At 36.2% G+C, this 25,269-nt stretch carries 27 protein-coding genes and 3 riboswitches; of the genes, 22 read left to right on the top strand and 5 right to left on the bottom strand.

All coding sequences use genetic code 11. The features are described 5' to 3' along the window. Positions 1 to 75: 75 nt before the first annotated feature. The 10 genes from ACOI1D_RS03685 (at position 76) to ACOI1D_RS03640 (ending at position 10,614) form a co-directional block, all read left to right on the top strand. Positions 76 to 1,863, top strand: coding sequence for a methyl-accepting chemotaxis protein (locus tag ACOI1D_RS03685; RefSeq protein WP_422499301.1), 1,788 nt, complete (start codon positions 76 to 78; stop codon positions 1,861 to 1,863). Positions 1,864 to 2,056: 193 nt separating this feature from the next. Beyond that, positions 2,057 to 2,150: riboswitch (cyclic di-GMP riboswitch) on the top strand. A 183-nt stretch (positions 2,151 to 2,333) separates the two neighbouring features. After that, a complete protein-coding gene (locus ACOI1D_RS03680; RefSeq protein WP_422499300.1) occupies positions 2,334 to 2,795 on the top strand; it encodes a chemotaxis protein CheX in 462 nt (153 codons plus the stop codon). Between the two features lie 24 nt (positions 2,796 to 2,819). Continuing rightward, entirely contained in the window at positions 2,820 to 4,787 is a 1,968-nt protein-coding gene (locus ACOI1D_RS03675; RefSeq protein WP_422499299.1) for a chemotaxis protein CheA, read from the top strand. 16 nt (positions 4,788 to 4,803) lie between these two features. Further along, positions 4,804 to 5,265 carry a chemotaxis protein CheW gene (locus ACOI1D_RS03670; RefSeq protein ID WP_422499298.1) on the top strand — a complete coding sequence of 154 codons (462 nt, stop codon included), beginning with the start codon at positions 4,804 to 4,806 and terminating at the stop codon, positions 5,263 to 5,265. Positions 5,266 to 5,283: 18 nt separating this feature from the next. Further along, positions 5,284 to 5,643: a response regulator gene (locus ACOI1D_RS03665; protein ID WP_422499296.1), complete on the top strand. Its 360-nt coding sequence runs from the start codon at positions 5,284 to 5,286 to the stop codon at positions 5,641 to 5,643. A 27-nt stretch (positions 5,644 to 5,670) separates the two neighbouring features. Further along, positions 5,671 to 7,365, top strand: coding sequence for a methyl-accepting chemotaxis protein (locus ACOI1D_RS03660; RefSeq protein ID WP_422499295.1), 1,695 nt, complete (start codon positions 5,671 to 5,673; stop codon positions 7,363 to 7,365). A gap of 63 nt (positions 7,366 to 7,428) precedes the next feature. Then, complete coding sequence (locus ACOI1D_RS03655; protein ID WP_422499293.1) at positions 7,429 to 7,617, top strand: hypothetical protein; 189 nt, start codon at positions 7,429 to 7,431, stop codon at positions 7,615 to 7,617. Between the two features lie 30 nt (positions 7,618 to 7,647). Beyond that, positions 7,648 to 9,177, top strand: coding sequence for a methyl-accepting chemotaxis protein (locus tag ACOI1D_RS03650; protein ID WP_422499292.1), 1,530 nt, complete (start codon positions 7,648 to 7,650; stop codon positions 9,175 to 9,177). A 272-nt stretch (positions 9,178 to 9,449) separates the two neighbouring features. Continuing rightward, positions 9,450 to 9,935, top strand: a complete 486-nt coding sequence (locus ACOI1D_RS03645) for an EAL domain-containing protein (RefSeq protein WP_422499290.1) — start codon at positions 9,450 to 9,452, stop codon at positions 9,933 to 9,935. Between the two features lie 43 nt (positions 9,936 to 9,978). Then, positions 9,979 to 10,614: a helix-turn-helix domain-containing protein gene (locus tag ACOI1D_RS03640; RefSeq protein ID WP_422499289.1), complete on the top strand. Its 636-nt coding sequence runs from the start codon at positions 9,979 to 9,981 to the stop codon at positions 10,612 to 10,614. A gap of 42 nt (positions 10,615 to 10,656) precedes the next feature. On the opposite strand, the gene ACOI1D_RS03635 is transcribed toward ACOI1D_RS03640, so the two are convergent. The 5 genes from ACOI1D_RS03635 to ACOI1D_RS03615 all read right to left on the bottom strand — a co-directional run bounded on the left by ACOI1D_RS03635 (position 10,657) and on the right by ACOI1D_RS03615 (position 15,413). Further along, complete coding sequence (locus tag ACOI1D_RS03635) at positions 10,657 to 11,298, bottom strand: response regulator (RefSeq protein WP_422499288.1); 642 nt, start codon at positions 11,296 to 11,298, stop codon at positions 10,657 to 10,659. Next, positions 11,298 to 13,010, bottom strand: a complete 1,713-nt coding sequence (locus ACOI1D_RS03630) for a sensor histidine kinase (RefSeq protein ID WP_422499287.1) — start codon at positions 13,008 to 13,010, stop codon at positions 11,298 to 11,300. The genes ACOI1D_RS03635 and ACOI1D_RS03630 overlap by 1 nt, the downstream gene beginning before the upstream one ends. Beyond that, complete coding sequence (locus ACOI1D_RS03625) at positions 12,997 to 14,109, bottom strand: DUF5305 family protein (protein WP_422499286.1); 1,113 nt, start codon at positions 14,107 to 14,109, stop codon at positions 12,997 to 12,999. Before ACOI1D_RS03625 ends, ACOI1D_RS03630 begins: the two co-directional genes overlap by 14 nt. Positions 14,110 to 14,133: 24 nt before the next feature. After that, positions 14,134 to 14,538 (bottom strand): hypothetical protein, encoded by a 405-nt coding sequence (locus ACOI1D_RS03620; protein WP_422499285.1) that lies wholly within the window; start codon positions 14,536 to 14,538, stop codon positions 14,134 to 14,136. A gap of 60 nt (positions 14,539 to 14,598) precedes the next feature. Continuing rightward, positions 14,599 to 14,682, bottom strand: a riboswitch (cyclic di-GMP riboswitch). A 170-nt stretch (positions 14,683 to 14,852) separates the two neighbouring features. After that, positions 14,853 to 15,413 (bottom strand): DUF1102 domain-containing protein, encoded by a 561-nt coding sequence (locus tag ACOI1D_RS03615; RefSeq protein ID WP_422499284.1) that lies wholly within the window; start codon positions 15,411 to 15,413, stop codon positions 14,853 to 14,855. Between the two features lie 278 nt (positions 15,414 to 15,691). Here ACOI1D_RS03615 and ACOI1D_RS03610 point away from each other — a divergent pair, with 278 nt between their 5' ends. The 12 genes from ACOI1D_RS03610 to ACOI1D_RS03555 all read left to right on the top strand — a co-directional run bounded on the left by ACOI1D_RS03610 (position 15,692) and on the right by ACOI1D_RS03555 (position 25,262). Continuing rightward, positions 15,692 to 16,801 carry a signal peptidase I gene (locus tag ACOI1D_RS03610; RefSeq protein WP_422499283.1) on the top strand — a complete coding sequence of 370 codons (1,110 nt, stop codon included), beginning with the start codon at positions 15,692 to 15,694 and terminating at the stop codon, positions 16,799 to 16,801. A 49-nt stretch (positions 16,802 to 16,850) separates the two neighbouring features. After that, positions 16,851 to 17,519 carry an HAD family hydrolase gene (locus tag ACOI1D_RS03605; protein WP_422499282.1) on the top strand — a complete coding sequence of 223 codons (669 nt, stop codon included), beginning with the start codon at positions 16,851 to 16,853 and terminating at the stop codon, positions 17,517 to 17,519. 158 nt (positions 17,520 to 17,677) lie between these two features. Further along, positions 17,678 to 17,768: riboswitch (cyclic di-GMP riboswitch) on the top strand. A gap of 145 nt (positions 17,769 to 17,913) precedes the next feature. Next, positions 17,914 to 18,258, top strand: coding sequence for a DUF192 domain-containing protein (locus tag ACOI1D_RS03600; protein ID WP_422499280.1), 345 nt, complete (start codon positions 17,914 to 17,916; stop codon positions 18,256 to 18,258). Between the two features lie 30 nt (positions 18,259 to 18,288). Next, positions 18,289 to 18,471 (top strand): Flp family type IVb pilin, encoded by a 183-nt coding sequence (locus ACOI1D_RS03595; protein WP_422499278.1) that lies wholly within the window; start codon positions 18,289 to 18,291, stop codon positions 18,469 to 18,471. An 87-nt stretch (positions 18,472 to 18,558) separates the two neighbouring features. Then, positions 18,559 to 19,074, top strand: a complete 516-nt coding sequence (locus tag ACOI1D_RS03590; RefSeq protein ID WP_422499277.1) for an A24 family peptidase — start codon at positions 18,559 to 18,561, stop codon at positions 19,072 to 19,074. Then, positions 19,071 to 19,454 carry a TadE/TadG family type IV pilus assembly protein gene (locus ACOI1D_RS03585; protein WP_422499276.1) on the top strand — a complete coding sequence of 128 codons (384 nt, stop codon included), beginning with the start codon at positions 19,071 to 19,073 and terminating at the stop codon, positions 19,452 to 19,454. Before ACOI1D_RS03590 ends, ACOI1D_RS03585 begins: the two co-directional genes overlap by 4 nt. Before the next feature lie 15 nt (positions 19,455 to 19,469). Further along, entirely contained in the window at positions 19,470 to 20,375 is a 906-nt protein-coding gene (locus ACOI1D_RS03580) for a pilus assembly protein TadG-related protein (protein WP_422499274.1), read from the top strand. A gap of 9 nt (positions 20,376 to 20,384) precedes the next feature. Next, positions 20,385 to 21,104: a Flp pilus assembly protein CpaB gene (gene cpaB / locus ACOI1D_RS03575; RefSeq protein ID WP_422499273.1), complete on the top strand. Its 720-nt coding sequence runs from the start codon at positions 20,385 to 20,387 to the stop codon at positions 21,102 to 21,104. A gap of 30 nt (positions 21,105 to 21,134) precedes the next feature. Next, positions 21,135 to 21,947: an AAA family ATPase gene (locus ACOI1D_RS03570; RefSeq protein WP_422499272.1), complete on the top strand. Its 813-nt coding sequence runs from the start codon at positions 21,135 to 21,137 to the stop codon at positions 21,945 to 21,947. A gap of 12 nt (positions 21,948 to 21,959) precedes the next feature. Further along, positions 21,960 to 23,381: a CpaF family protein gene (locus ACOI1D_RS03565; protein WP_422499270.1), complete on the top strand. Its 1,422-nt coding sequence runs from the start codon at positions 21,960 to 21,962 to the stop codon at positions 23,379 to 23,381. Continuing rightward, entirely contained in the window at positions 23,378 to 24,343 is a 966-nt protein-coding gene (locus tag ACOI1D_RS03560) for a type II secretion system F family protein (protein WP_422499269.1), read from the top strand. The genes ACOI1D_RS03565 and ACOI1D_RS03560 overlap by 4 nt, the downstream gene beginning before the upstream one ends. A gap of 4 nt (positions 24,344 to 24,347) precedes the next feature. Next, positions 24,348 to 25,262 (top strand): type II secretion system F family protein, encoded by a 915-nt coding sequence (locus ACOI1D_RS03555; protein ID WP_422499267.1) that lies wholly within the window; start codon positions 24,348 to 24,350, stop codon positions 25,260 to 25,262. Positions 25,263 to 25,269: the final 7 nt, after the last annotated feature.

The raw sequence follows: 25,269 nt of genomic DNA, 5'->3' as shown, positions 1-25,269 counted from the left end.
TGTGTTGGCTATTCTATTAATTAGGATAGCTATTTTTTATCACAAAAAAAGTATGAAAAAAAAGGGGAAATCTAGATGAATAAACTCAAACTAATAAAATATAAATTACCAATTTTCATGATAGTTTTATTAATAATTCCACTATCTTTAGTAGGTTATTTTTCCTATCAGCAAACTGCCATTTTAGAAAAAGCAGTACTTCAAAAAGAAGATATAGAAGCAATGTCTAAAAAGTCACAAGAAGTATTTGCTAAGTATGAGAGCGTCCTAACTAAGATCTCAAAATCAGCAGAGATGAACCCAGAAACATATGCATTTCCAACTGATGCTGAAAAAGAGTTTGTAAATATGCCAACAGTAAATGATCCAATTAAAACTTCCTTTTATGAATCATATCTTAAAGATGTTTCTGCGGACTACGATTATCTTTTAAATCTATATATGTCTACAGATGAAGGCGCATTTTATTTAAATAATATTCCTCCAGAAGAAGTTGATTTAACTAGTTATGATCCACGAACAACCGAGTGGTATAAAAAAGCTACTGAAGCAGAAGGAGAGGTCGTCTGGACTACTCCATATATTGATACTGGTACAGGTAAATCAACCATTACATTAGCAAAAACAATCACGGGCTCAAACGGAAACGTGATAGGTGTAGTTGGAATGGATTTCGAAATGTCTAAACTAGCAACATTATTACGTAATGATATTTTAAAAACGACGTTAATAACGGCAGTGATTTCCATTGTTGCAGGTCTAACAATCGTCTACTTCTTTGTAAAGGGTCTGCTTCAGAGCATTAGAAGAATTAAAAGTGGAATGGAACAAATTGAAAAAGGAGATCTCACGGGAGAACCAATTACCACAAATAGCAAAGATGAACTGAGTGAATTGGCTGGTTCCGTAAATCAAATGAAGGAAAACCTGCATAACATTGTCTATCAAGTAACTAATGCATCAAAACGGGTTACTGGTCAAAGTGAGGTACTTATTCAATCTGCAAGTGAAGTAAAAGGCGGTAGTGAACAAATCGCTTCAACTATGCAGGAAGTATCATCTGGTGCAGAAACACAGGCAAACAGTGCTACTGATTTAGCCGAACTAATGGAACAGTTTAATAGTAAAGTTGAACAAGCCTATGAAAATGGGGAGGAAGTCTCCAAATCATCACAGGATGTACTTATCATGACTGATACAGGTAATAAGCTAATGAAAAAGTCTGTTGCACAAATGAAAAATATTGATCAGATTGTTAGTGATGCTTTAGGTAAAGTTAGAGGGCTTGATTCTCAATCAAAAGAAATATCTAAATTAGTTTCTGTAATTAAAGATGTTGCAGACCAAACGAATCTTTTAGCCTTGAATGCAGCAATTGAAGCTGCCCGTGCTGGGGAAAGTGGTAAAGGGTTTGCGGTTGTTGCAAACGAGGTTCGTAAACTGGCAGAACAAGTAAGCAATTCAGTTGAGGATATCACAGATATAGTTAGTAAAATTCAAAAAGAGTCTAACGGTGTTGCACTTTCATTAGAAGATGGCTATAAAGCAGTGGATGAAGGTTCAAAACAAATAGGTGTAACTGGGGACACCTTTGAAAAAATAAATCAGTCTGTCAACGACGTGGTGTCTAAAATTCAAACCATTTCAGAGAACCTTAAGGATATATCTGGAAATAGTATAAAGATGAGTAGATCAATAGAAGAAATTGCATCTGTTTCAGAGGAGACAGCAGCAGGTGTTGAGGAAGCAGCTGCATCTGCAGAACAGTCCAGTAGCTCAATGGAGGAAGTATCAAATAGTGCTGATGAGCTTGCACAGCTAGCAGAACAGCTAAATGAGCAAGTGATTCGTTTTAAATTATAGTCTAGTTCTTGTGAGAGTTGGTGGTGTATTAGCGGCCATTAATTCTCCTTACAATTTTTTAAATATTGAACTCTCGTCCTTTTGTGCCGATAAAAAGAGAGTATGTATTCATTTAAAAAATTTGTCGATTTATGTTGACTTTTAGGCAGCAATAATTTATCATGACTAAAGTAATAGTTATAAAGTTGCATACATTTGATAAAGGCAAACTATTCGAAAGATTAGGACGCAAAGCAAAGGGTATAAAGTGTGGTTAAATAACACGCAATGATCGCCTGGCTACCAATGATTAAATAGTATTATTTAAATCTGTTGGCTATTCCATGTTTGAAAGGGATAGCTATTTTTTTTTTTGCAGAAAGAAAGTATAAAAACTTCCTTCTGCATAGGCGCAACTAAGGCTTTGCCATCAGGTCTGGCGAAAAGCCAAGTTTTCTAAGACTTTATTTAATAAAGAGGAGTTGGATATATTGGCAATTACAACTGAAGAAAGAAATAGGTCTGTAAAAGAATTACTGAACGGAAGATACATTTCTTTAAAAACTGTCGTACCGATAGAGCATAAAATTTCGAAACCTTCATTACTTGAGCAAATGCTGCAAATACAGTTTGGTGTATTAATTGGTATTACTGGTGATGTCAAAGGTAAATTAGTTTTGTCGGGTGATACAAACGTATTTGGATCAATTGGTGAATCTATGTTTGGCATGGCTTTAGAAGGTGAAATGCTTACGTCGTTTAGCGGCGAACTAGGTAATATGATTGCTGGAAGTCTTTCAACAAATATAGTTAAAGAAGGAATCAACACAGGCATAACTTCACCAACAATTATTCAGGGGAATACAACATTATCTGGTTTCAATAAAGCTCTCAAAGTAACAGTAGTCTTTGAAGAAATAGGAGAAATGGAAATTTATTTATTACTAGATTAAAGTAATCCAGAGAGGAAGTATTGGATGGAAACGAATCAATACACAGAAATGTTTCTTGACGAGAGTCGTGAACATTTACAAGCCGTTAATGATAACCTGTTAATTTTAGAAAAGCAACCCAAGGATTTAATGATCGTTAATGAGATTTTTCGCTCTGCACATACGTTAAAGGGTATGGCGGCAACAATGGAGTTTGTTGATATTGCATCATTAACACATCATATGGAAAATGTGCTCGACAAAATTCGCAACGGTGAGTTAGCAGTAAGTTCAGATGTAATTGATGTCACGTTTGAAGCAATTGTGTACTTAGAGGAAATGGTAAATGAAATTGCTCAAGGTAGGGATGGAAAGAAGGATGTTTCTGGTCTTGTTTCTCGATTAGAACTAATTGAAAGTGGAACACCTGTTGAACAAAAGGATATACAAACGATTGAGAATTTTAACCTTGAATTGGATGAATATCAGAGTACAGTTGTTTCTCAGGCAAAGGAACAGGGATATGAAGCTTTACACATAGTAGTTGGATTGACTGAAGATTGTATGCTAAAAGCTGCACGAGTATATATGGTTTTTGAAGTATTAAAAGAATTGGGAGAGGTTATTAAATCCTATCCTACTGTAGAAGATTTGGAGGATGAAAATTTCGAACAGGAGTTTTCACTTATTCTCTTATCAACTAAAGAACCTGATGAAATTAAGGTACATATACATAAGATTTCAGAAATAAAAAAGGTTGAAGTGGAAAGTTATACTCCAAAAGAACGTATGAAAACCCCTGGAGAAGATAATTCAGAAAAAGATAGTAGTGAAGAAGCAAAAATAGAAAAAGCAGTCTCATCTAAAACAATTCGTGTAAACAGTGAACGGATAGACGAGTTGATGAATTTATTTGAGGAGGTTGTTATTGATAGGGGGAGATTAGAAGACCTATCAAAGAAAAGACAAGACAAAGAACTAACGGAAACAGTTGAACATATGACAAGAGTCTCAGAGGATTTACAGAATTTGATTCTCTCCATGAGAATGGTACCAATAGAACAAGTCTTTAATCGATTCCCAAGAATGGTCAGAGGGTTAGCGAAAGATTTAGACAAGAAAATAAAGTTGGAAATCACTGGAGCTGATACTGAGCTAGACAGAACTGTAATTGATGAAATTGGAGATCCGTTAGTTCATTTGATTAGAAATTCAATTGATCATGGTATTGAATCCCAAGATAAGCGGAAGCAATCTGGGAAGCAAGAAGAAGGTGATCTGAACCTAAGGGCTTTTCATAGTGGTAACCATGTAATAATTGAAATTGAGGATGACGGCGCTGGAATCAATCGGGACAAAGTGATCGAAAAAGCAATTGAAAATGGATTGTTTACCCCAGAACAGGTAGAAACACTATCTGCCCAAGAAGTTTATCAGGTAATTCTATCATCCGGATTTAGTACAGCTGATGAAATTACTGATATCTCAGGACGTGGCGTTGGTTTGGATGTAGTGAGAAGTAAAATTGAATCGCTGGGGGGAAGTATTTTTATCGAATCGGAACCTGAAAAGGGAAGTAAGTTTTCTATTCAATTACCTTTAACACTTTCCATCCTGTCAACCCTGTTGGTTAAAGTCAAAAGCGAAACCTATGCAGTTCCCCTTTCTTCCATTGTAGAAACGGTATTAATAGAGGAAGAACAAATTATGTTTGTTCACGGTCAAAAGGTATTGGACTTCAGAGGTGAAGTCATTCCGCTTGTCTCTTTAACAGAAATATTTCATGTTACAACTGAGGAGGAGTCTGAGACTAGAAAACATTACTCTATAGTTGTCGTTAAAAAAGGAAGCAAGATGACTGGTTTATTAGTAGATTCATTGATTGGTCAAAAGGAAGTTGTCTTGAAATCAATGGGCAATTACTTAGGTAATGTATTTGGTATTTCAGGAGCAACGATATTAGGAGATGGACAAATTTCATTGATAATAGATCCGAATGCACTGATTAAATAGAAAAGAGGGACTACTGATGGAAGAATTTTTGAAAGTTATAGTGTTTCAGTTAAAGGAGCAGCAGTACGGCGTTGATATACAACATGTTCGTTCAATAGAAAGACTTAATGAAGTTACTAAAGTGCCAGGCACATCGGAATTTATCAAAGGAGTCATAAATCTTCGTGGCGATATTACCCCAATAGTTGATTTGAAAGAGCGATTACAGATAGGGAGTACAAGCATTACAGGTGAAACGCGGGTTCTGATAGTCGACGTAAACAATGTACAGGTCGGACTAATCGTGGACAGTGCAACAGATGTTATTGACATTGACCCGAATGTGATTGAGGATGCCCCTAAAATAATTGGTGGCGTTAATGAGGCTTTTATTAGTGGAGTAGCAAAATTGGAAAGTAAACTTTTAATTTTATTAGATTTTGAATGTATTTTAAATCTTGAGGAATTAAATGAAATTCAGGAAGTAATAGAAGGATAATCTAGGAGGATAACAGTGATGGCTAGAATCTTAATAACGGATGATGCAGCTTTTATGCGGATGCAATTAAAAGATAATTTGACAAAATTAGGACACGAAGTTGTTGGAGAAGCAGAAAATGGACGGGATGCAGTTGAAAAATATCAGGAGTTAAAGCCGGACCTTATTACAATGGACATTACGATGCCAGAGATGAACGGTGTAGACGCGGTGAAAGAAATCAAGAAGCTAAATGCCGATGCCAAAGTGATTATGTGTTCTGCTATGGGACAGCAGGGAATGGTACTTGAAGCTATTCAGGCAGGTGCTAAAGATTTCATAGTAAAACCATTTACACCTGATCGAATTAAAGAATCTGTAGAGAAAGTATTAAACTAAATCTTGAAAAATAGGGGATATTTTTGTATGAAAAAGATAGTGAATTTTAATAGTGTGAAAAAGAAAATTTTGTTAGGCTTTTCTCTAGTAATTGTATTGGTTCTTATGCTGGGAGCATATAACTATTTAGCATTAGAAAAAACGAATAATGATACTGAGAATATTGTAGAAGAACAGCTACCATTGCTGATAGCTGATGAAAAGATTACATATAACATGGCACATAGAACTGCACTAATACGCGGATTTTTATTATATGAAGAAAGTGATTTCAGGAAACAATTCAATGCTGAATTGGAGGAAAGCATAAGGCTTGAAGAGCAAGTCTTAAAGTTAAGTGATTCAAAAAAAGTAGATGAACTTATTGCTAAGAAAATCGAGTGGGGAACTGCTACAGATAAGGTCTTTGCTGCGTATGACAGTGGTGATAAAGAAGAGGCTATGGAAATATTATCTACAGAAGTTAAGCCACTTGCCAATGAAATAATCGCCGGATTTGAGGAAATGGCATCAACAAGAGAAAACCTAATCAACGAAGCGGGAAATAATATCCTATCCAGTGGCAAGACTACATCACTTGTAGGAATTGGAGTGTCTCTTTTAGTTGTGGTGCTTGGTATAGTCATAGCTTTAACTACTTCAAACATGATTACAAAACCAATCATTAGAGTAATGAAGCGTATGAAGTTAATCGCTGGTGGGGATTTAAGCCAGGAACCATTAGAAGCAAATACAAGGGATGAGATTGGACAACTAGTTGTTGCTACCAACGAAATGAATACTAATACACGAGAACTATTGAACAAAATTAATGTTGTATCAGATTCTGTAACAGGACAAAGTGAAGAGTTGATTCAATCAGCTAACGAAGTAAAAGAAGGGTCAATGCAGATTGCAACTACGATGCAGGAATTAGCTTCTGGATCAGAGACACAGGCAAATAGTGCTAGTGAATTGTCTTCTGTTATGACAGCATTCACTACAAAAGTAGGCGAGGCAAATAGTAACGGACAACAAATCCAAGTATCATCTAATGAAGTACTAGGAATGACAAATGAAGGTAGTCAGCTGATGGCATCTTCAACAAAACAAATGGCGATGATTGACCAAATTGTTCAGGATGCAGTTCAAAAGGTACAGGGTTTAGATGTTCAGTCTCAGGAAATCTCAAAGTTAGTTTCTGTTATAAAGGATATTGCAGACCAAACTAATCTTCTTGCTTTAAATGCTGCAATTGAAGCTGCCAGAGCTGGTGAACATGGAAAAGGTTTTGCAGTGGTAGCTGATGAAGTCAGGAAACTTGCAGAACAGGTTTCGGTGTCTGTTACAGATATTACCGGGATTGTCGATAACATTCAAAATGAAACCAGTACAGTCACGAAATCATTACAAAGTGGCTATTCAGAAGTTGAGCTAGGAACTAGTCAAATTAAGACTACCGGTGAAACATTTAACGGAATTAGTGATGCAGTAACTGAAATGGTTAATAGCATCACAACAATTTCAGGAAACCTTTCTGACATTGCGGAAAATAGCCAAAAGATGAGTGGGTCAATTGAAGAAATAGCATCAATCTCAGAAGAATCGGCGGCTGGGGTAGAGCAAACGGCTGCTTCATCGCAGCAAACGAGTAGCTCGATGGAAGAAGTTGCAGGAAGCTCAGAACACCTTGCAAAATTAGCAGAAGAACTTAATGATCTAGTACGTCAATTTAAACTATAGATTAATAAACTACTAAATATGATAGTTCTTAAAGCGGACTATCATATTTCATTCAATTATTGTTTGTACAGTCAATCAACAGGGGAGAAACTACATATGCTTAAGGGCTTTAAAGTTAATTTTAGAGATTTAAATATAGGCAAGAAATATGCTATTACAATAGCTGTAGTATTTATTTTATTCGGAATATCAACAGCAGTTGTCTCTACATTAATTGGGAACATTGGTGAAAATGTTAATGAATTAGAATGAAGGGGACAACGAGCAATAGATATAACTGAAATGGGATCATTGAGTCGCTCTAAAAGCCTTAGTGTAATTAGCTACATTCAAAGTGGAGACAATCTATTTGCAGATGAATATGAGGCACGTCGCGAGACATTTAATAAGCTAGAAGCCAAAGTAAGAAAAAAGATGGATACTGCAGACCAACAAAAATTGTTTAATCAAATTATTGCTAACGACAAAGAAATGAACGAATTATTTACGGAAAAAGTTGTTCCGGCAGTAGAAAGTGAATTTGTCGCGCTGGCAAGTAATTATGCCGGAAATGTTAATTCATTAAGATCAGAAACAGTTGGTTTACTAGAAAGTCTTCTTACAATAGTAAACGATGAACGTGCTCAAGCAGTTAAACAAGCTAAAGAAAGTCAGCAATTAACCTTTATTATTCAGGTTGCTTCAATGATTGCTTCTGTAGTAATCGGTTCGATACTTGTATTTTTTATAAGTCGCATCGTTTCACGTAACCTTAATAAAGTAGTTCAAACTAGTAACAGAATTGCTGAAGGAGATTTAGCTGTTGAAAAGATAGATTATGAAGGGAAAGATGAAATTGGACGCCTTGCAACTGCAATAAACACCATGAGTGAGAGTTTAAGAAGAGTAATTAAAGAAGTTTCAGATGTGTCAGAGACTGTCAGCAGTCAGAGTGAGGAATTAACGCAATCAGCGAATGAAGTAAAAGCTGGATCACAGCAAATTGCAACTACTATGCAGGAATTAGCTTCAGGTTCAGAGACACAGGCAAATAGTGCAAGTGAGCTTTCTTCCTCTATGGTTTCTTTTACATCCAAGGTCCAGGAAACTGATGAAAGTGGAAAGATTATTCAACAATCATCAAACGAAGTCCTTAATCTGACCAGTGAAGGCACTCGATTAATGGAATCGTCCACTCAGCAAATGACGAAAATAGATCAAATTGTACAGGATGCAGTACAAAAGGTACAAGGATTGGATTCACAGTCTAAAGAGATATCAAAATTAGTTTCTGTAATTAAAGATATTGCTGACCAAACCAATTTGCTTGCATTAAATGCTGCAATTGAAGCTGCAAGAGCAGGAGAACATGGTAAAGGTTTTGCAGTGGTGGCTAATGAAGTAAGGAAGCTTGCAGAACAAGTTTCTATTTCAGTAGCAGATATTACTGGCATCGTTAGTGGTATTCAAAATGAAACTAGTATTGTAACTAATTCATTAAATCAAGGCTATAGTGAAGTTGAACAAGGAACAAATCAAATAAGAACAACCGGTGAAACATTTAAAGGAATAAGTACAGCAGTAACAGATATGGTGCAAAATATTAAAACGATTTCAGATAATCTATCGACTATTGCTTCCAATAGCCAAGAGATGAATAAATCTATCGAAGAAATTGCAGCAATCTCTGAAGAATCTGCTGCTGGTGTGGAACAAACATCTGCCTCTTCTCAACAAACTAGCAGCTCCATGGAAGAAGTGTCAGACAGTTCGGACCAACTTGCCAAATTGGCTGAAAAGCTGAATGGATTAGTGCGCCAGTTTAAACTGTAGAATTGTGTAATTCCAAAATAGGGTAGATCGCACAAAAAGGGGGCTATCCTATTATCTTAAGCGTAAAAACTATTTCTCGTTGATTGAATAGTCTAACTTTTACCACGTGATTCAGCCCATTATGGATTTATCAAACAAGCTAACACACGGCTATGAAGTTTTACTGCGTTCTAATGGTTTTAATAATCCAGAGCTACTGTTTAAGTATGCTAAGGAAAATAATCGGTTATTTGATATGAAAGCAATTTTAAAAGCAATCAGTACTTTTAAATATGGAAAAATCAAATCTGGAAGAGTCAAAGCTATATATAAACATTTTTCCTTCTACTTTAACCAATCCTGAATTTCAACATTATATAAAGAAAATCAGATCTAATACCGCTATTCATACACGGTCAATCTTTTTTGAAATAAATGAAGCAGAAAGAGTAGCCGGTCTAGAAACAATCCAGCAAAGTATAGGAGAGTTAAAACAACTAGGGTTTCTAATTGCTCTTGATGACATTGGAAAAGGTGAATCAACCCTTCAATCTATTTTAGAGCTTAAGCCAGATATTGCCAAGGTAGACCGTTATTTTTCCTATGAGCTTTCCAATTCACATCGAAAACAAAGGTTAATCAAATTAATGCTCGACCTTTTGAAGGTGATACCACAATGGTGTTGGAAGTATTTGAACGTGAAAAAGATCTATAAAAGCATAAGAATTGGGTGTTCCCTATGGACAAGGATACTTTTTGGGTCGACCACAACCAATTAGTTTCTATACTTAAAAAATGCGGTACGATTAGAGGTGTTAAATAATGAGCAAAATAACGATTATTAAGGAACCTGGAATATTCCTTGACGGGATTGTTAAAGTCCTAAATGAAAAGCTGGGTGAACATAGTGTAAGCAAGTGTAATCCTGATCAACAGAATTCATTTTATGAAGCTGCTCAGGAATCGGATTTACTTATCATTGACATGAATATAAAAGTAGATAATTCGGACCTCATTTATCATTGCTTAAAAAATGATATTAAAATAGTTGCATGGACATCTGATTTAAGAAGTGATCGCTTAAACGAATTGTTTAAATTAGATCTACAAGGATATTTTTATAATGGGATGGAATCGGACGAATTGGTTTTTGCGATTAAGAGTATTTTGAATGGAAAGCAGTATATACATCCGGACTTATCCCCTTTCCTTTTATATAATTATATAAAAGTTACCAGTAAGGAATTAAAAAGACCTGAAAAAGTTTTAACAGGTAGAGAATGGGAAGTGCTTGAAAAGATCGTTGAAGGACAAAATAACGAGAGCATTGCCAGTAGCCTTTTCATAACTTCTACAACTGTTAATAATCATGTTAGATCTATTTTGAGGAAATTGAATGTGGAGAATAGGACTAAAGCGGCTTTATTTGCAATTAGAAATAATTGGATTGCAGTTTGAAATGAAAAGGAAAGCTCCAGGAAAAATGGGAGCCTGGAGTGACTATATTTCATTTACACTATAAGTTACTAACCCTTTTGAGTTCGCATACAGTGCTGCTTGTGTTCTGTCTACCAATCCAAGTTTAGCCAATATCTGACTAACATGTTTTTTAACTGTATATTCGGTAATGAACAAAGTCTTTGAAATATCTTTATTCGAAAGGCCTTTGCCTAACTCAATTATTACTTCTTTTTCTTTTGGTGTCAGCTGTTCAATGTGTGTGTCAGCTATGTTTTCATTCTGCATAACCAAATCAAGGACACCAGGGTCATAATATTTCCGGCCCTTACTTATAACACGTAATCCATGAATCAATTCTTCAGGTAAAGCTTCTTTCAATATATAGCCATGTACACCTAGTTCCTTCGCTCGTGTAAAGTCATCTTCTTCTGTTGACGATGTTAGAATAACAAATTTGCATGTAGCTCCTTGGCGTATTGATTCCTTTATTATGTCAAAACCAGACTCACCAGCAATGCGGAGATCTACTAAAGCTAAATCGGGTTGTGCCGTATAGATTAAGTGTAATGCCTCTTTACAGTTAGTCGCTTCTCCTAAAACCTCAATTGTTTCGTCTAAGGAAAGTACTGATGTAAGCCCTTGCCTTACTAAAGGATGATCATCTACAATAATAATTTTCACTATCCAGCAACCCCTTGCTTGTTTTGTATCTTTTTATTTGGGATTTCGATATCAATTTCTGTTCCCATACCAGATTTACCACCTATAGAGAATATGCCAGCAAACGATTTTACAATACTTTTCATGTTAAGAAGGCCAATGCCTTTTTCCTCCACATCGGTAACATAGTTCGAACTAATTCCTATCCCATTATCCTGAATGACTAGTGTTGTTTTGTTATTTAGTAATGTTAATTTAAGTTGAATATCACCACATTTCCCATGGCGAACTGCATTACCACAGGCTTCACATATTATCCGGTAGAGCGCTTGCTTTAAATCGTTCTCTATTAAAGATTCATCACCAGTTATATGGTAGGTGATTCTGACATCGTTTAGTTTCGCATATTCGTCCAAATATTTTTTTAAGCGGACAAGAAAAGGTTCTTCACCTTTCTTAACTGTACTTAGCCGGTAAATAGCTGACCGAAGTTCTTTTATTGTTGTGTTCGTTGACTGGGAAAGAAATTGGTATTCTGCATGTAATTCTTCCTTTGTTATGGTTTCACTTTTTGCTTGTAAGCTGTGTAATGAACAAACAATCCCGAACAATCTTTGAGAAACGCTGTCATGGATTTCATTGGCGATCCGATTTTGTTCTTCGATTAGAAGCATTTGGTTCATTACATTGTCCATGTGTATTCTCTCTACCATTATTTCACTAAGATCTGCTAAAAATTCGAAAGGACGGTTCAGAAAAAATGTGTTTTTGGCTTCACTGGAACTTGATATTTTAACTCCTAAAATCCCGACATTACCTGATGTTCTAATTACTTTTATCCAAAACAATTCTTTATTAATCTTGCTAACGAACGCTTCCCTTTTTCCTTTCAGCTTGTTCAGCTTTTCCTTGATTGCCATTTCGATTTCAGTACTGTTTGAAGTACTAGCTATGTAACTGTTTTTGTAATCCAGATCTGCTAACCAAAAGAACGCTTCATCACTTTGTGTACATTTAACTAAGGAATTAGTTATTTCATTAGTTAGCTTCTCAGGACTTTTCTCTGATGCAAGGTTTTCCATTAAGTGGTAAAGCGACATGACGTGTTCTAATGTTTCTGAATACTTTTGATTTGTTTCAGTAATTTCTTTATTCACCGCTAATAATTCTTCCTGCTTTATCTTTAGTTGAGAAGCTTTTGAGTCGAGTTCTTTCGTTAGACTAGCATATAAGCTTGCTAGCAGCGTTGTTAATATACAGACCAAATAGAAATAGGACTTTTCTTGTAAAAAGATTCCTATATCGTTAGTACGGAATACATTATAGGCAAACAGTGTAGTACTTCCAAGGTAGAATGTTAAAGATGTCCAACAAAATAAGGGTGTCAGAAAGCTTGCTGCAATCAAAACTGGATTAAGTGCATACCATATAAATGGACTCGATATACCACCTGTAGGGATTAGCAACAACGTCAGTCCTATTGTTTCTGTTATTACAATTGATTTTAGTATTGTAGTATTATGTTCGTACTTTCTATATAGATCGGTTAAGATCAAGGCTGAAATTCCCAGTGAAACTGCCACTCCTGCCTTAAAAATAAATGGTGATTGCGGGCCAAGTATATAAAAGAATGAAGTTAGTAGAAGAGAAATATAGCGATATAAAAATACGAGACGCAATTTACTGCTAGGATTCTTGATTAGTAAACGATAAAAGCGATTAACCTCTTGCATAGGCTTTGTCACTTTCTTCTACTTTTTTTGCACTCCGTATTAATTCTGTTCTACTAGTTTCATAGTTGTACATATAATCCCCATCAACAATGAAATATGCTGCTCCACCGTCTTGATGGTCTTTGCAGCAAAAAATAGGAAGTTCTTTTTCATCAGCAATTTTTATGATCGACTTAAACGTGTCTAGTGTAAAAATCGACTTATCTGCAGTGGTAACTTTTTGAGTGACTGGTATGATTCTGCTTCCATGCTTTTTATTGATTCTTTCCATTTGTGTCAAGGAAGGAGCGTGGCGACTGATTACTAAATCTCTATATGCATAACTAACAGAGATTAGTAACAGAATAAACAATATAGTACTAGCTGTTCGGACTGGAATAAGAGGAAGCGGAACTCCTATTAGTTGAAATGTACTCTTAATTGTTTGAGTCGTGGTAAATGAGGCATTAGATGTAAAAGTTTTCTCACTAGCTAGGTTAATTTCATCATAGGCGTATTGAAATACTAGCCTTTCCTGTGGCTGAATCTCCTCTTCTTTTCCATTAAAGTTAATCGTTCCTTGAATTGTTGGGATCACTTCCAACGCATACTGTTCAGGTCTAACACCGATTTCTTCTTCAACTTGTGTTATAAACGTTTTGAGTTTTGCAATGTCTATTGTATAAGCATTATCGACAATTGATAAATCTTTCCCTGTTTGTTCGAAGTATTGTTTTTCTTCCAATGGGAACGTTCTCTCCCATAGCTCTCCTGCTTTCACTAGTAACTTTACTTCGTGTGTTCCTTTTATCGTTAAAGGATTTTCTGATTTTACTGTAGTTTTTAAGTCGAAAGGTATAGCTGTTGTCACCTTTTTGAAAATTGTATCGCCAACCTCGATTGTACCGCCGTTTGGGTTAAGTACATTAGGTGTAACGGTGGCCTTATAATCATACGTTGTTTGAAACTGTGCAGTATTGTCATTAATTTGGTTCGTAATCGTTGTAGGCTGTAGAAAGGAATAAACGGAAACAGAAGCTGAGATAATTAATAATGTGACAAGGCTAAACATAATTTTCTTGTTTTCTCGATTTAATAGATTTCTTATGATCTTAATCATTTCTATTACCCCTTTTATTTTTCTCTATTTGATATCTGGTATTGTTGATTTAATTACTGCGCTACCATTATTCCAATTTGTTGTTACCTGAATTACCTTTCCGGTTAATTTATTTGGATCTCCGGTAATATTAAATGGTTGAACTGCACCAGGGCTGATAAAGTGAGATCCTTTTTTTCCTAAATCAACAATTTCATGGTCAAATTCTCCACTAACCTCAATTCGTTCTATTTTAATTGTTGAGCTTGTGTTGTTTGTTACTACAAATTGTTTACTATTCGTGTAGGTTATTGCGACCAATGCATTCTCCTCAGAGACCACTGATAGTTTTGTGTTATTCTTTACCTCGGCTGTTGTAAAACTAGTGGTATGTAGAAGTGAAATTGTTGCAGTGATAAAAAGCATCGTCAGCGAAATCATAAATTTCATTTTTCATCCTCCTAAAAAAGTTCATAATAAAAGCCTAATCAAACTGAACAAATTGTCCAGTTCTAATCAGGCCGGTTGCACCACTAACTCCATACGTCCCTGGTGCCCACATATAGGACGTATATCACAGTTTCCTAGTAATCCAGTTATTATCATAGTTAATTATAACTAGATTGTGGTGGATATTATGTCAGATAGTGTACAATGATTGGTTCTAATTTTGCCGAATAGTGGGTAGTTATGTCTTATCCGTATGATAAGGAAATCAAAAACATCCCTAAATTCAATTTAGGGATGTTTTAAAAAAACTTATATTACTTGGAGACTTTGCTGGCATCAACGATTAAATCGAAGTCTCTTTGACCTTCATGTTTATTTGAACCTTGCATAGATTCTAATTTAAGATCAATCTGTCTTTCTTCGTTAGGTTCAAGTACAAAAGTATATTCTCCATCCCCTGAACTATACATTCCATTTATTCTAGTCCAAGAGTCTTCAGTACTTTTTAAATAAGTGTTAATTCCTGCAATACCAACTTTAGGGTTAGTGCTTACAGAAACATTTATTGCGTGTTCAGAATTATTTTTAACTGTAAATAACTCGTCCCAAGTGTAATCACTATTGTTTTGAACGCCAAAGTCGTCACCATTATAACCTTTGTCCAAGTCAATAATTAGTTTATCTGCACCAGCTGTATTGTAAAACGATGCATTGTGTTCGTCACTTGCTGAAAGTGCTAAGAGCGATTCGTTTGTATTTTTAACATTAAACGACATGCCACTCGTTACACTAGCAGTCGTAAATGACATCGCTGCCATCACGCTGGAAAGAGCTAGTAGTAAAACTACCATTAATAATCCTTTTTTCATTTTCATTTATAATTCCTCCTAGAATTTTTTCGGCATATCGCCGTGTTTTGTTGATAAACCAAGTATAGGTGGTTTATCGGTTGATATCGTCACTCTTAAGTGGGCTTATTAAATATCATTTGTCTACTTTATTAATCTACTATTTACTAGATTTACTACTACTTTTTTCTTTTGTCTGCTACTTAAGTTTATGGAAGGGTATACTTTTGTACCAGATGAATTCTACTTTAGAGGGCTTAATTTGATATAGATTTACAATAAAATAGAGGAAAGGAGTTGTATCTATGAAGGTAGTTTCGAGAATAATAAATGTTGTTCTAGTAATAGTAGTCTTATGTTCATTAGTCGCAGCTATTGGATCAGCTATTACAAAAGAACCTATGTTACTTACTGTTATCCGTTCAAACAGTATGCACCCTGTTTGGGAACGGGGGGACATGGTCATCATTGAAAATTTAAAAGAAGAGAAAACTATACATAAAGAAGATATTATATTTTTTAAAACAGAAGAAGGGAGTCTTTCAAAACAGGGCTGGATCGCTCATCGTGTAATGAGTGGGAGCCGTGAAGAAGGGTTCATTACAAAAGGTGATGCCAATAAGTATACAGATCAAAGTTCCGATGGTACTGTACCTATTAAACAGGAGTGGGTTGCAGGGAAAGCAATAACGATTGGAGAAACACCAATTGTTATTCCGAAAATTGGCTACTTATCGTTGTGGGCGGAAAAGTTTCAAAGCAATCCGTTATTAATACCAGTAATCGCATTGGTTCTTGCAGGACTAATTGCCTTCGGGGAAATTAAGTTTACAAAAAAGCGTAAAAAGAAGAGTCAGGGGATGGAATTACAGCTGATTTATATAGTGGGTGGATTAACGATTGCAGTTATTATGGGTGGAACAATGCTTACTTCTGGACAGAACCTCGGTTTGGCGTACCAGGTATCTGACAAAAGCCAGGGAGTAATAATGGGGAGTGATGTCGGGATCTTAAAGGTGGGCGATAAGGTTTCGCGTCCATTGTCGGAGCTTAGCAATAATGGTGCTTTTCCATTAATCGGAACCATTAATACGAGTGACAAGCAGATTGAGTTGAGTCATGAAAGGGTGATTCTATCAAAAGGGGAACAAATAAAATCCACCTATACAGTTAAAGCTGAAATTCCAGGGAAATACGAATCATCTATAAGGGTAGGATTGTTTTATCCATTTTTGCCAGCATCGCTAATCTATTTCCTCTCGGAGCAAAGTTATTGGTTAGCGCTCGTCTCGGTTTCACTAGTGCCAGGATTACCTTTGATGGTTTATCCGTTTGTTAATGGAAAGATGAGAAGGAAAACAGCTAAGCTATTAAGAAGGAAAAAAAGAAAAATACAGAGTTCATTGCCATTCTAGTGTACATCCCCTTAATGCAGCATTATAGTTGATGTAGAGGTGATAGGAAATGGCAGTTGTAACAGTTGATTTCGATGGTACCCTTTACCAAGGGAATTCGTTTAAGGTTATGTTTCAAGCGGCAAAAAAGGAGTTCGTCTTTAAGCAGTGGGTTGTTGTTGGTGCAGGGATTGTAAAAGCTACAGTTTCTGGCTTACTTAATGGAAAAAATGCTTTTCGATTACAATTTTTCAGGGCCTTTGCACAATCGTTTAAGGGAAAAACATCCCAGGAATTAGATGATTTTTTTGTAAAACTAGTAGAGATAGGTATTAAAGATGCAAATCAGGACCTTGTACATAAAATACGTGAACATCAAAAACAAGGAGATACTGTTATTGTTCTGTCTGGTGCCCTTTTTCCTTTTCTTAGAGCTTTTACCAAGAAACTTGATTTAAACGTTCATGTAATTAGTACCGAATTACAATTTGACCAAAATGGAATATGTACTGGTAATCTTGGTTCTATAGTAAATGGAATCGAAAAGGTTAATAAAGTAAAAGAGTGGATGGAAGTTCATCAGGAGGATGAATCTCATCCAGCTGAAACCTGGGCATATGCTGATAGTAAAAGTGATATACCATTGTTTCAATTTGTGAAGTATCCTATAGTAGTTAATCCTGACCAGGGTATGAAAGAAGCAGCAAAGAAAAATAACTGGTCAATATTTGCGTCTTAAGGCAGCTGTCTATATCAGTTGTCTTTTTTTAGTTAATCAAGAGATTGTTTATTTGTGGGGGTTTTTGTAAAAAAATGGTACTATTGTAGGATTCTATTTGTTCTGTTATTAAACTATTATAAAAACAAGAGAGCAGTCGAAAAAAGAATAATTCTGTATCTCGATAAAGGCAAAACTTGGTGAAAGCCAGTGACGCAAAGCTATAGGGGCTATATGCTAATCTTCGCATATTGCTAGCCAGTTACCGAAGGATCAGGGAATAGTATTTTAATAATGGGTAGATAAGTAGCGCCTTTCTAGCACTACAAATCTATTTAATTGTTGAAATAACTAGGCAGTAACCCCCCTTTCGGTAAAGGCGGGTTATTTTTATTGTCCATAGGAGGTGTAATTATTGAAGCTAGTAAACCTAAGTAACGAGGAGGAAATCGCCGTAAATGTCAATCAGGCATACAGTTTTTTTAAACGACTAAGAGGCTTGATGTTCACGGACAAACTTGACTTAGGAACTGGCATGCATATCAAACCCTGTCAATCCGTCCATACATTCTTCATGAATTATTCCATTGATATTATTTATCTTAACGCAGCAAACATAGTTGTCGCTATTGATGAAGCATTAACCCCAGGAAAAGTTGGAAGTCGCTATGCCGATGCAGTTTCAGTAATCGAGTTACCAGCAGGAACAGTTAGTCACACTCGTACAGAGATTGGAAATGAAGTTGAATTCGTCTTATAAAAATTATTTAAGAAAAGGGAGAGATTTATTATGATGATGAAAAAATTAAAAGGCTTATTTTTAGAAGAAGAAGGACAAGGTATGACTGAGTATGGTTTAGTGTTGGGAGTAATTGCTGTAGGAGTGGTTGCGGTATTAATTACAATGCGAGGACAAATAAAAACTATGTTCGATAATGTCGTGGCATCACTGACAACAGCTAATACACCATAATGGTATTATTATAACAATTAAAAGAGCAAATAAAGCTTTACATATGTAAAGCTTTTTTGTTAAAAAAATAGAAGGGAGGGCATTGATGTGTTAAATCTATTATTAATAATCGTCCTAGTAATCTGTGTAATAACCGATTTAAAAAGCAGAAAGATCTATAATAATGTCATTTTTCCATCATTGCTTCTTGCTTTTCTATTAAATGGAATTTTGTTAGGTTGGTCTGGTTTATTCAGTAGTTTACTAGGTTTTAGCTGCGGACTTGTTATTCTTTTAATACCTTATCTAATGGGTGGTATGGGTGCAGGTGACGTTAAGCTGCTAGCGCTAATAGGAGCAATTAAAGGGTCGTCATTTGTATTTATTTCAGCAATTTATATGGGTTTTATTGGTGGTTTAATTGGTCTAATTATTTTGTTGCTTCGTAAAGGAGCATTTCAACGTTTAAAATCAATCACCTATTCGATAAGCGGTATTACTTATGGCATGAGGATACCTCTTGGTCTTGATAAAGAAGGGTTAGAAAGTACATACCCATATGGGCTAGCAATTGCTGGTGGGGCAGCTCTTGCATTTTTTCTTAATGGAGCTGTTTTATTATGATCCGAGAGGAAAAAGGACAATCATTGGTGGAAATGGCGTTAATCCTACCAGTTCTTTTGTTATTACTAGTGGGTATCATTGATATCGGCAGGATGACCATTATGTATTCTTCGCTTCATTTCACCGCACAGGAAACAGTAAGACTTGGAGGGTTAGGTGAAACTGACACAGAGCTTGTTCAATTTGCCCGAAATAATTTAAGTATGGGTGATCCAACTAAACTTCTTGTAGACATTACTCCCCAACCAGAAATGAGAGAGTCTGGTGAATATATAACAGTAAACCTAGATTATACCCTTACCCCTTTCACCCCATTTATCGAGACAATTTTTCCGGAGTCGCTTGTTCTAAGTGTCGACTCGACTATAAGAATAGAGTAAGTGAGGGATCTAAGCATGAAAATAATAAGGGAACTTTTAAGAAAGCAAGATGGTAATGTCCTTATTCTCGTGTCACTGGCATTTGCTGGTTTATTGGCAATTACTGGACTTGTAATGGATGGTAGTAGGCTCTATATGACAAAAGCTGATTTACAAAAGGTGGCGAATGCTGCAGCCTTGTCCGGTGCACAGGAATTAACGTCAAATGATGAAGCAATTGTCAGATCTATAGTTGATGAAGTTCTTGTTAAGCATAATGAGATCGCCGCTTTGGACACGGTTAATGTACTATTAAATGATCGTGTCAAAGTAAATCTACAAAGAGATGTACCACTTGCTTTCTCTAAGTTGTTTGGCATTGAGACCGTAAATATAAAAGCTGATGCAACAGCGAGCCTAGGTGTGATGGGACGAGCAACAGGGGCTGTTCCGCTTGGAGTGGATGAAAGCTTCGTGTTGGAATTCGGTGAAGAATATCCACTAAAAGTAGGGTCAGGTGATTCCGAATACGGCAATTTTGGAATACTTGCACTGGCAGGTCCAGGAGCAAAAACCTACGAAGAAACATTTCGAGATGGATACAGTGAAGAACTCCAGGTTGGAGATATTGTCAACACAGAATCAGGTAATGTTTCAGGAAAAACTAGAGATGTCGTGCAAACGAGGGTAAATAGTTGCAATGATATGTATGCACGGGATTGTGATCGGGTTATTCTCGCGCTTATCTACAAACCATATGCAAATGAATTAAATAAAGTAAAACAAGTTCAAATAACTGGGTTTGCTTATTTTTATATTAAAGAACCAATGAGTGCAACAGATACTTCGATCACGGGGATCTTTATGAAAAGAACTGGCAAAGGCTTTGCAGACCCTAATGCAGTAAATCGTGGAGCTTATAGTATTAAACTAACTGAGTAGGTGAGAGATATGCGCTCAAAGATGATATTTTTTTTAGCGATTATAATGGGAATCATAACAACTGTACTATTTTTAAATTACACAAAACAATTTGAAACAACTGATGTAGCTGCACCGCCAATGATTGAAGTGGTAAAAGCCAAAGAAAAATTAGCTGAAAACCAATTAATTACTAAAGAGGTACTTGAGGTAGTCAATGTACCAGAAGAAAATATCCATCCACAAACCGTTACTGACTTGGCAAATGCTACAGGAAAATATGCAACAGCTAACATTGAAAAAGGTGAAATAGTGCTTGCTCATCGGGTGAAAGATCAAGAGGAAGAGTCTGAAGTTGTTTCTCGAAAGGTGAAGGAAGGCTTCCGGGCAGTTTCTGTTGCGGTAGCAAACGTTCAGTCTGTTACAAATTTAATTCATCCCGAAGACCATGTTGATGTGATCGTAACCAATAAGTATGTCAAAGGAAAGAAAGAAGGAATAAATTCAGAGTTATTACTTTCCGATGTTCGGGTGCTTGCTGTCGGAAAGAAAATGATTGAAAAGCCAAGTGGTGAATTACCAGAAGGTACTACAGCTGAGGGATATGAAGCAGTTACCCTTGAGTTGAAACCAGAACAAGCTATTGCTTTAATTAACGCTTCCGAACAAGACGGAAGTCGCGCTAAAGTACCAGGCAACATCCACTTCATTTTGCGCCCGAGTATTATTCCACCTGATGATCGGGATTAAGCGTTTGTTGGTATCAAGGAGGAAAGCATGATGGCAGAAGCAGAACAAATATATAACCGTAAGATGATTGCTGTGTGCAGTGCAAAGGGGGGGATAGGAAGAACACTTATCTCAGTCAATTTGGCAATCGCGTTGAATAAAAAAAATCTCAACGTCAATCTGCTGGACGCTGATTTTCAATTTGGAGATGTCAGTCTTGTGATGGATTTACAGCCATCTTATACAATGAAAGATGTTTGTGAAGAATTCGATAGAGTTGAGCAAGGTTCAATTGACCACTATATAACTCCTCATTCATCAGGAGTTGGCGTTTTACCTTCTCCCGAGAGACCCGAATATGCAGAACTTGTTACAAATGAAATTTTATTAAAAGTGTCAGATTTATTACGAAAGCAATCTGATTACCTTGTAGTTGATACCGGTATTGGAATCCAGGAGCAGTCCTTAGACATGATGGAACAAGCAGATCAAATTTTACTCGTGACTAATCTGGAAATGACTGCTTTAAAAAGCACTAGATTAATGTTAGAAACACTAGGAAAATTAGGGCTTCGCGACAAAGTTATCCTAGTAGTTAATCGGTATGATATGGACAGCCTGATAAAAGCAGAAGATATACCAAACATGCTCGAACAGGAGAATGTAATATATATCCCAAATGATTTTAAAATTGCTTCTCAATCGCTAAATTTAGGAATTCCATTTGTAACGAGTAAAACTAAATCAGATTTGTCAAAAGCATTTTTTAAGATAGCAGAAAACTTACTATCAAATCATAAAGTGTCCAGTGGTATCGATAAGAAAAAATCAGTTGTTTCAAAGTTGTTTTCTTCAAAAAAATAGGGGGGGTAGGAAATGAGTCTTCTTAGCCGATTGCAGGATAAAGATAAACAGGAGCCAAAAGTGACAGCAGAGAAAACTGTAAGCACAAAAAAATCAGAGCAACCGTTACCATCGAAAGAAACAAGCAAAAAAAGTATCCCCCCTAAAAAGCCTGTCCAGCCTAAGGAAAATGAGAAACATAAGGAAATAAAAAGGCTATTACATAAAAAAATACTACAGGAAATTAAGGATTTAGATAACTTAGAAGAAATTTTACCTAAAATTGATGAAATGGTTATCGATATCATTAAAGAAGATGAATCATTTCGGGGAGTAGTCGACCGAAAGCTGGTAGTTGATGAGCTTGTTAATGATTTAACTGGATTCGGACCGATAAACCCACTTTTGTTGGATGAAGATGTATCAGAGGTAATGGTTAATGGACCCAATCAGGTATATTGCGAAAGAAAGGGTAAGCTTGTTTTAACAGATGTGAAATTTCGGGACAACGAACATGTGATGAATGTAATTGAAAGAATCGTAGCCCCAATTGGTCGGCGAATCGATGAAAGCAGCCCGATGGTTGATGCACGATTACCGGACGGATCTCGTGTAAATGCAATCATTCCTCCTTTGGCACTAAAAGGTCCGACTATAACTATACGGAAGTTTTCTGAAGATCCTTTCGTAATAGAGGATCTTGTTCAATTTGGTACATTAACAAAAGAAATGGCTGTTTTCCTAGACGCATGTGTAAAAGCACGACTGAACATCTTTGTTAGCGGCGGTACTGGTTCGGGTAAAACAACTACTCTTAATGTGTTATCTAACTTTATTCCAAGTGATGAGCGGATCGTTACGATTGAGGATGCGGCTGAGCTTCAGTTAGGACAGGATCACGTTGTTACGTTGGAAGCTAGACCTCCAAATATTGAAGGTAGAGGTGAAGTATCTATTCGAGATTTAGTTCGAAATTCTTTGCGGATGCGTCCTGATCGAGTAGTTATTGGTGAGGTACGTGGGGCAGAGGCTTTAGATATGCTTCAGGCAATGAATACAGGGCATGATGGTTCATTAGCAACAGGGCATTCCAATAGCCCACGAGATATGATTTCCCGACTAGAAACTATGGTGCTTCTAGCAGGGATTGAACTACCGGTTAAAGCGATCAGGGAACAAATTGCTGGTGCAATTGATTTGTTTATTCAACAGTCCCGATTAAAGGATGGAACCAGAAAAATTACTAAAATAACAGAAGTTCAAGGCTTAGAAGGAGAAATAATTGTTTTGCAGGATATTTTTAACTTTGAGCAAGATGGACTTGATGAACAAGGGAAAGTGATTGGTAAATTGGTACCTACCGGTGTCAGACCAAAGTTTTATGAACGTCTGGAGAATTCGGGTATAACCATTTCACCAAATGTATTCATTGACCAGGAGGAGTGGATAGGATGATAAGTCTAATTATCCCACTAATTTTCTTGACAACCTTTCTGTTGTTTTTATCCATTTTACAATTTTTAACGCCTGTTAAGGAAGAAACGGTCAAAAGTAGAATTGATCGATATTTCTCAGCTAATAAGGAAGATGTAGTTGAGGAAAAAAAGATTCGTTTAAAATTAAATTTAAATCGGACAAAAATAAACATACGTAAAAAATTGTTGACTAAAGCTAAAAACAATAAACTAGAAATTTCGTTGTATCGTGCTGGAGTGCCGTTAAAACCTGAGGAATATGTTATGTTTCAGTGGATTGCTGTTGCACTGGGTGCTGGCATTCTTTATCTATTTGTTGAAAGTATAATTATAATGCCCATTGGTGGGATAGTCGGATTTCTAATTCCTAGGTTTATTTTGAAAAAAAAGGAAAGTGACAAAGCGAAAGCATTTAATGATGATTTGCCTGAAATGATTTCTTCTGTAGTTGGGGCGCTAAAATCAGGATTCAGTTTTCCGCAAGCTTTGACGTCTGTCATGGAAGAAGCAAAGACCCCTATGAAAGAAGAACTGGGAACGGTGTTACGTGAAATGCAATATGGAACTGCAATGGAGGAAGCATTAAATAACCTTAAGGAACGGATGCCTAGTGACGATCTTGATTTGATGATTCAAGCCATTATTATTCAACGGCAAGTGGGTGGAAACCTGGCGACGGTTTTAGAAAAAATTGTTCAAACCATTCGAGATCGGATTAAGATACAAGGACAAATTGCAACATTAACCGCTCAAGGAAGATTATCTGGAATGGTAATTGGTTTGCTACCGGTAATCCTAGGCCTGGTACTATATCTTATACAACCCGATTATATTGGTGTGCTGTTTAGCCACCCAATTGGGCTTATCCTTGTAGCAATTGCGATTGTTTCATGTACCATTGGTTTTTTTCTAATCCGAAAACTAACGACAATCGAGGTGTAATTCTATGCTATATATAACATATCTTTTAACAATTCTATTGTTGATTTATGGAGTAGTTAGCTTGCGTCGAGAAAAGAAGCATAAAATAAAAAGTCGGATTTCATCTGTACTGCGAACGAATGCGCAGAAGGATGTGCTACCATCTAATCAGTTGAAAAAACTAACCTTTTCCAAACGAATGCTCGAACCATTTTGGAAACAATTAAAGCAGGTCTTTAAGAAAAATTTATCTTCTGCTAAAAAAGAAAAAATTGAAAATAAATTGCTTCAAGCGGGAAACCCTATGGGCATGACACCAGTGGAGTTTCGGATTGTACAGTTATTATTACTTGTTGTACTTCCGGCAGTTTTTGGATTGTATGGATATATCCTAGATATCTCTGATGGAGTTACACTATTAGCTGCATGTTTTGGTTTACTTATTGCATCATTTTTTCCTTTTTACTACTTGAAACAAAAAACAAAAGCACGAGGAAAAAAAGCACTTAAAGAGTTACCCGATTTCCTGGACTTATTAACGGTTAGTATTGAAGCCGGATTAGGATTTGATTCAGCATTAAGCAAGGTTGTTGCAAAAAAAGATGGTGTATTATCAAAAGAATTTCAGCAAAGTCTTGAAGAAATGCGTTTAGGGAAAACAAGAAGACAGGCTCTTTCAGGTGTACGCGAACGTGTGGTCATTGATGATGTGAAATCCCTAATTGGAAGTATCATTCAAGCCGAACAACTAGGGATTGGAATGGTGCAAATTTTGAGTGTACAATCTGTTGAAATCAGGGAAAAAAGAAAGCAACGAGCGGAAGAGCAGGCGATGAAAGCACCAATTAAAATGCTATTTCCACTTGTATTATTTATCTTTCCTTGTATATTCATCGTACTATTGGGACCAGCAGTAATAGGGTTCCTTGGAGCTTTTTAATAAAGAT

This window comes from Virgibacillus sp. DJP39 (genome assembly GCF_049310925.1).
Lineage (GTDB): Bacteria > Bacillota > Bacilli > Bacillales > Amphibacillaceae > Virgibacillus_F.
The sequence above is the reverse complement of the archived record's forward strand: the minus strand, read 5'-3'. Positions and strand labels throughout refer to the sequence as shown.

Coding starts and splice junctions, on each gene's coding strand:
- ACOI1D_RS03685 (WP_422499301.1), top strand. CDS start 76: ATGAATAAACTCAAACTAATAAAATATAAATTACCAATTTTCATGATA.
- ACOI1D_RS03675 (WP_422499299.1), top strand. CDS start 2,820: ATGGAAACGAATCAATACACAGAAATGTTTCTTGACGAGAGTCGTGAA.
- ACOI1D_RS03670 (WP_422499298.1), top strand. CDS start 4,804: ATGGAAGAATTTTTGAAAGTTATAGTGTTTCAGTTAAAGGAGCAGCAG.
- ACOI1D_RS03665 (WP_422499296.1), top strand. CDS start 5,284: ATGGCTAGAATCTTAATAACGGATGATGCAGCTTTTATGCGGATGCAA.
- ACOI1D_RS03660 (WP_422499295.1), top strand. CDS start 5,671: ATGAAAAAGATAGTGAATTTTAATAGTGTGAAAAAGAAAATTTTGTTA.
- ACOI1D_RS03650 (WP_422499292.1), top strand. CDS start 7,648: ATGGGATCATTGAGTCGCTCTAAAAGCCTTAGTGTAATTAGCTACATT.
- ACOI1D_RS03645 (WP_422499290.1), top strand. CDS start 9,450: ATGGAAAAATCAAATCTGGAAGAGTCAAAGCTATATATAAACATTTTT.
- ACOI1D_RS03640 (WP_422499289.1), top strand. CDS start 9,979: ATGAGCAAAATAACGATTATTAAGGAACCTGGAATATTCCTTGACGGG.
- ACOI1D_RS03630 (WP_422499287.1), bottom strand. CDS start 13,010: ATGCAAGAGGTTAATCGCTTTTATCGTTTACTAATCAAGAATCCTAGC.
- ACOI1D_RS03625 (WP_422499286.1), bottom strand. CDS start 14,109: ATGATTAAGATCATAAGAAATCTATTAAATCGAGAAAACAAGAAAATT.
- ACOI1D_RS03620 (WP_422499285.1), bottom strand. CDS start 14,538: ATGAAATTTATGATTTCGCTGACGATGCTTTTTATCACTGCAACAATT.
- ACOI1D_RS03615 (WP_422499284.1), bottom strand. CDS start 15,413: ATGAAAATGAAAAAAGGATTATTAATGGTAGTTTTACTACTAGCTCTT.
- ACOI1D_RS03610 (WP_422499283.1), top strand. CDS start 15,692: ATGAAGGTAGTTTCGAGAATAATAAATGTTGTTCTAGTAATAGTAGTC.
- ACOI1D_RS03605 (WP_422499282.1), top strand. CDS start 16,851: ATGGCAGTTGTAACAGTTGATTTCGATGGTACCCTTTACCAAGGGAAT.
- ACOI1D_RS03595 (WP_422499278.1), top strand. CDS start 18,289: ATGATGATGAAAAAATTAAAAGGCTTATTTTTAGAAGAAGAAGGACAA.
- ACOI1D_RS03585 (WP_422499276.1), top strand. CDS start 19,071: ATGATCCGAGAGGAAAAAGGACAATCATTGGTGGAAATGGCGTTAATC.
- ACOI1D_RS03580 (WP_422499274.1), top strand. CDS start 19,470: ATGAAAATAATAAGGGAACTTTTAAGAAAGCAAGATGGTAATGTCCTT.
- cpaB (WP_422499273.1), top strand. CDS start 20,385: ATGCGCTCAAAGATGATATTTTTTTTAGCGATTATAATGGGAATCATA.
- ACOI1D_RS03570 (WP_422499272.1), top strand. CDS start 21,135: ATGGCAGAAGCAGAACAAATATATAACCGTAAGATGATTGCTGTGTGC.
- ACOI1D_RS03565 (WP_422499270.1), top strand. CDS start 21,960: ATGAGTCTTCTTAGCCGATTGCAGGATAAAGATAAACAGGAGCCAAAA.
- ACOI1D_RS03560 (WP_422499269.1), top strand. CDS start 23,378: ATGATAAGTCTAATTATCCCACTAATTTTCTTGACAACCTTTCTGTTG.
- ACOI1D_RS03555 (WP_422499267.1), top strand. CDS start 24,348: ATGCTATATATAACATATCTTTTAACAATTCTATTGTTGATTTATGGA.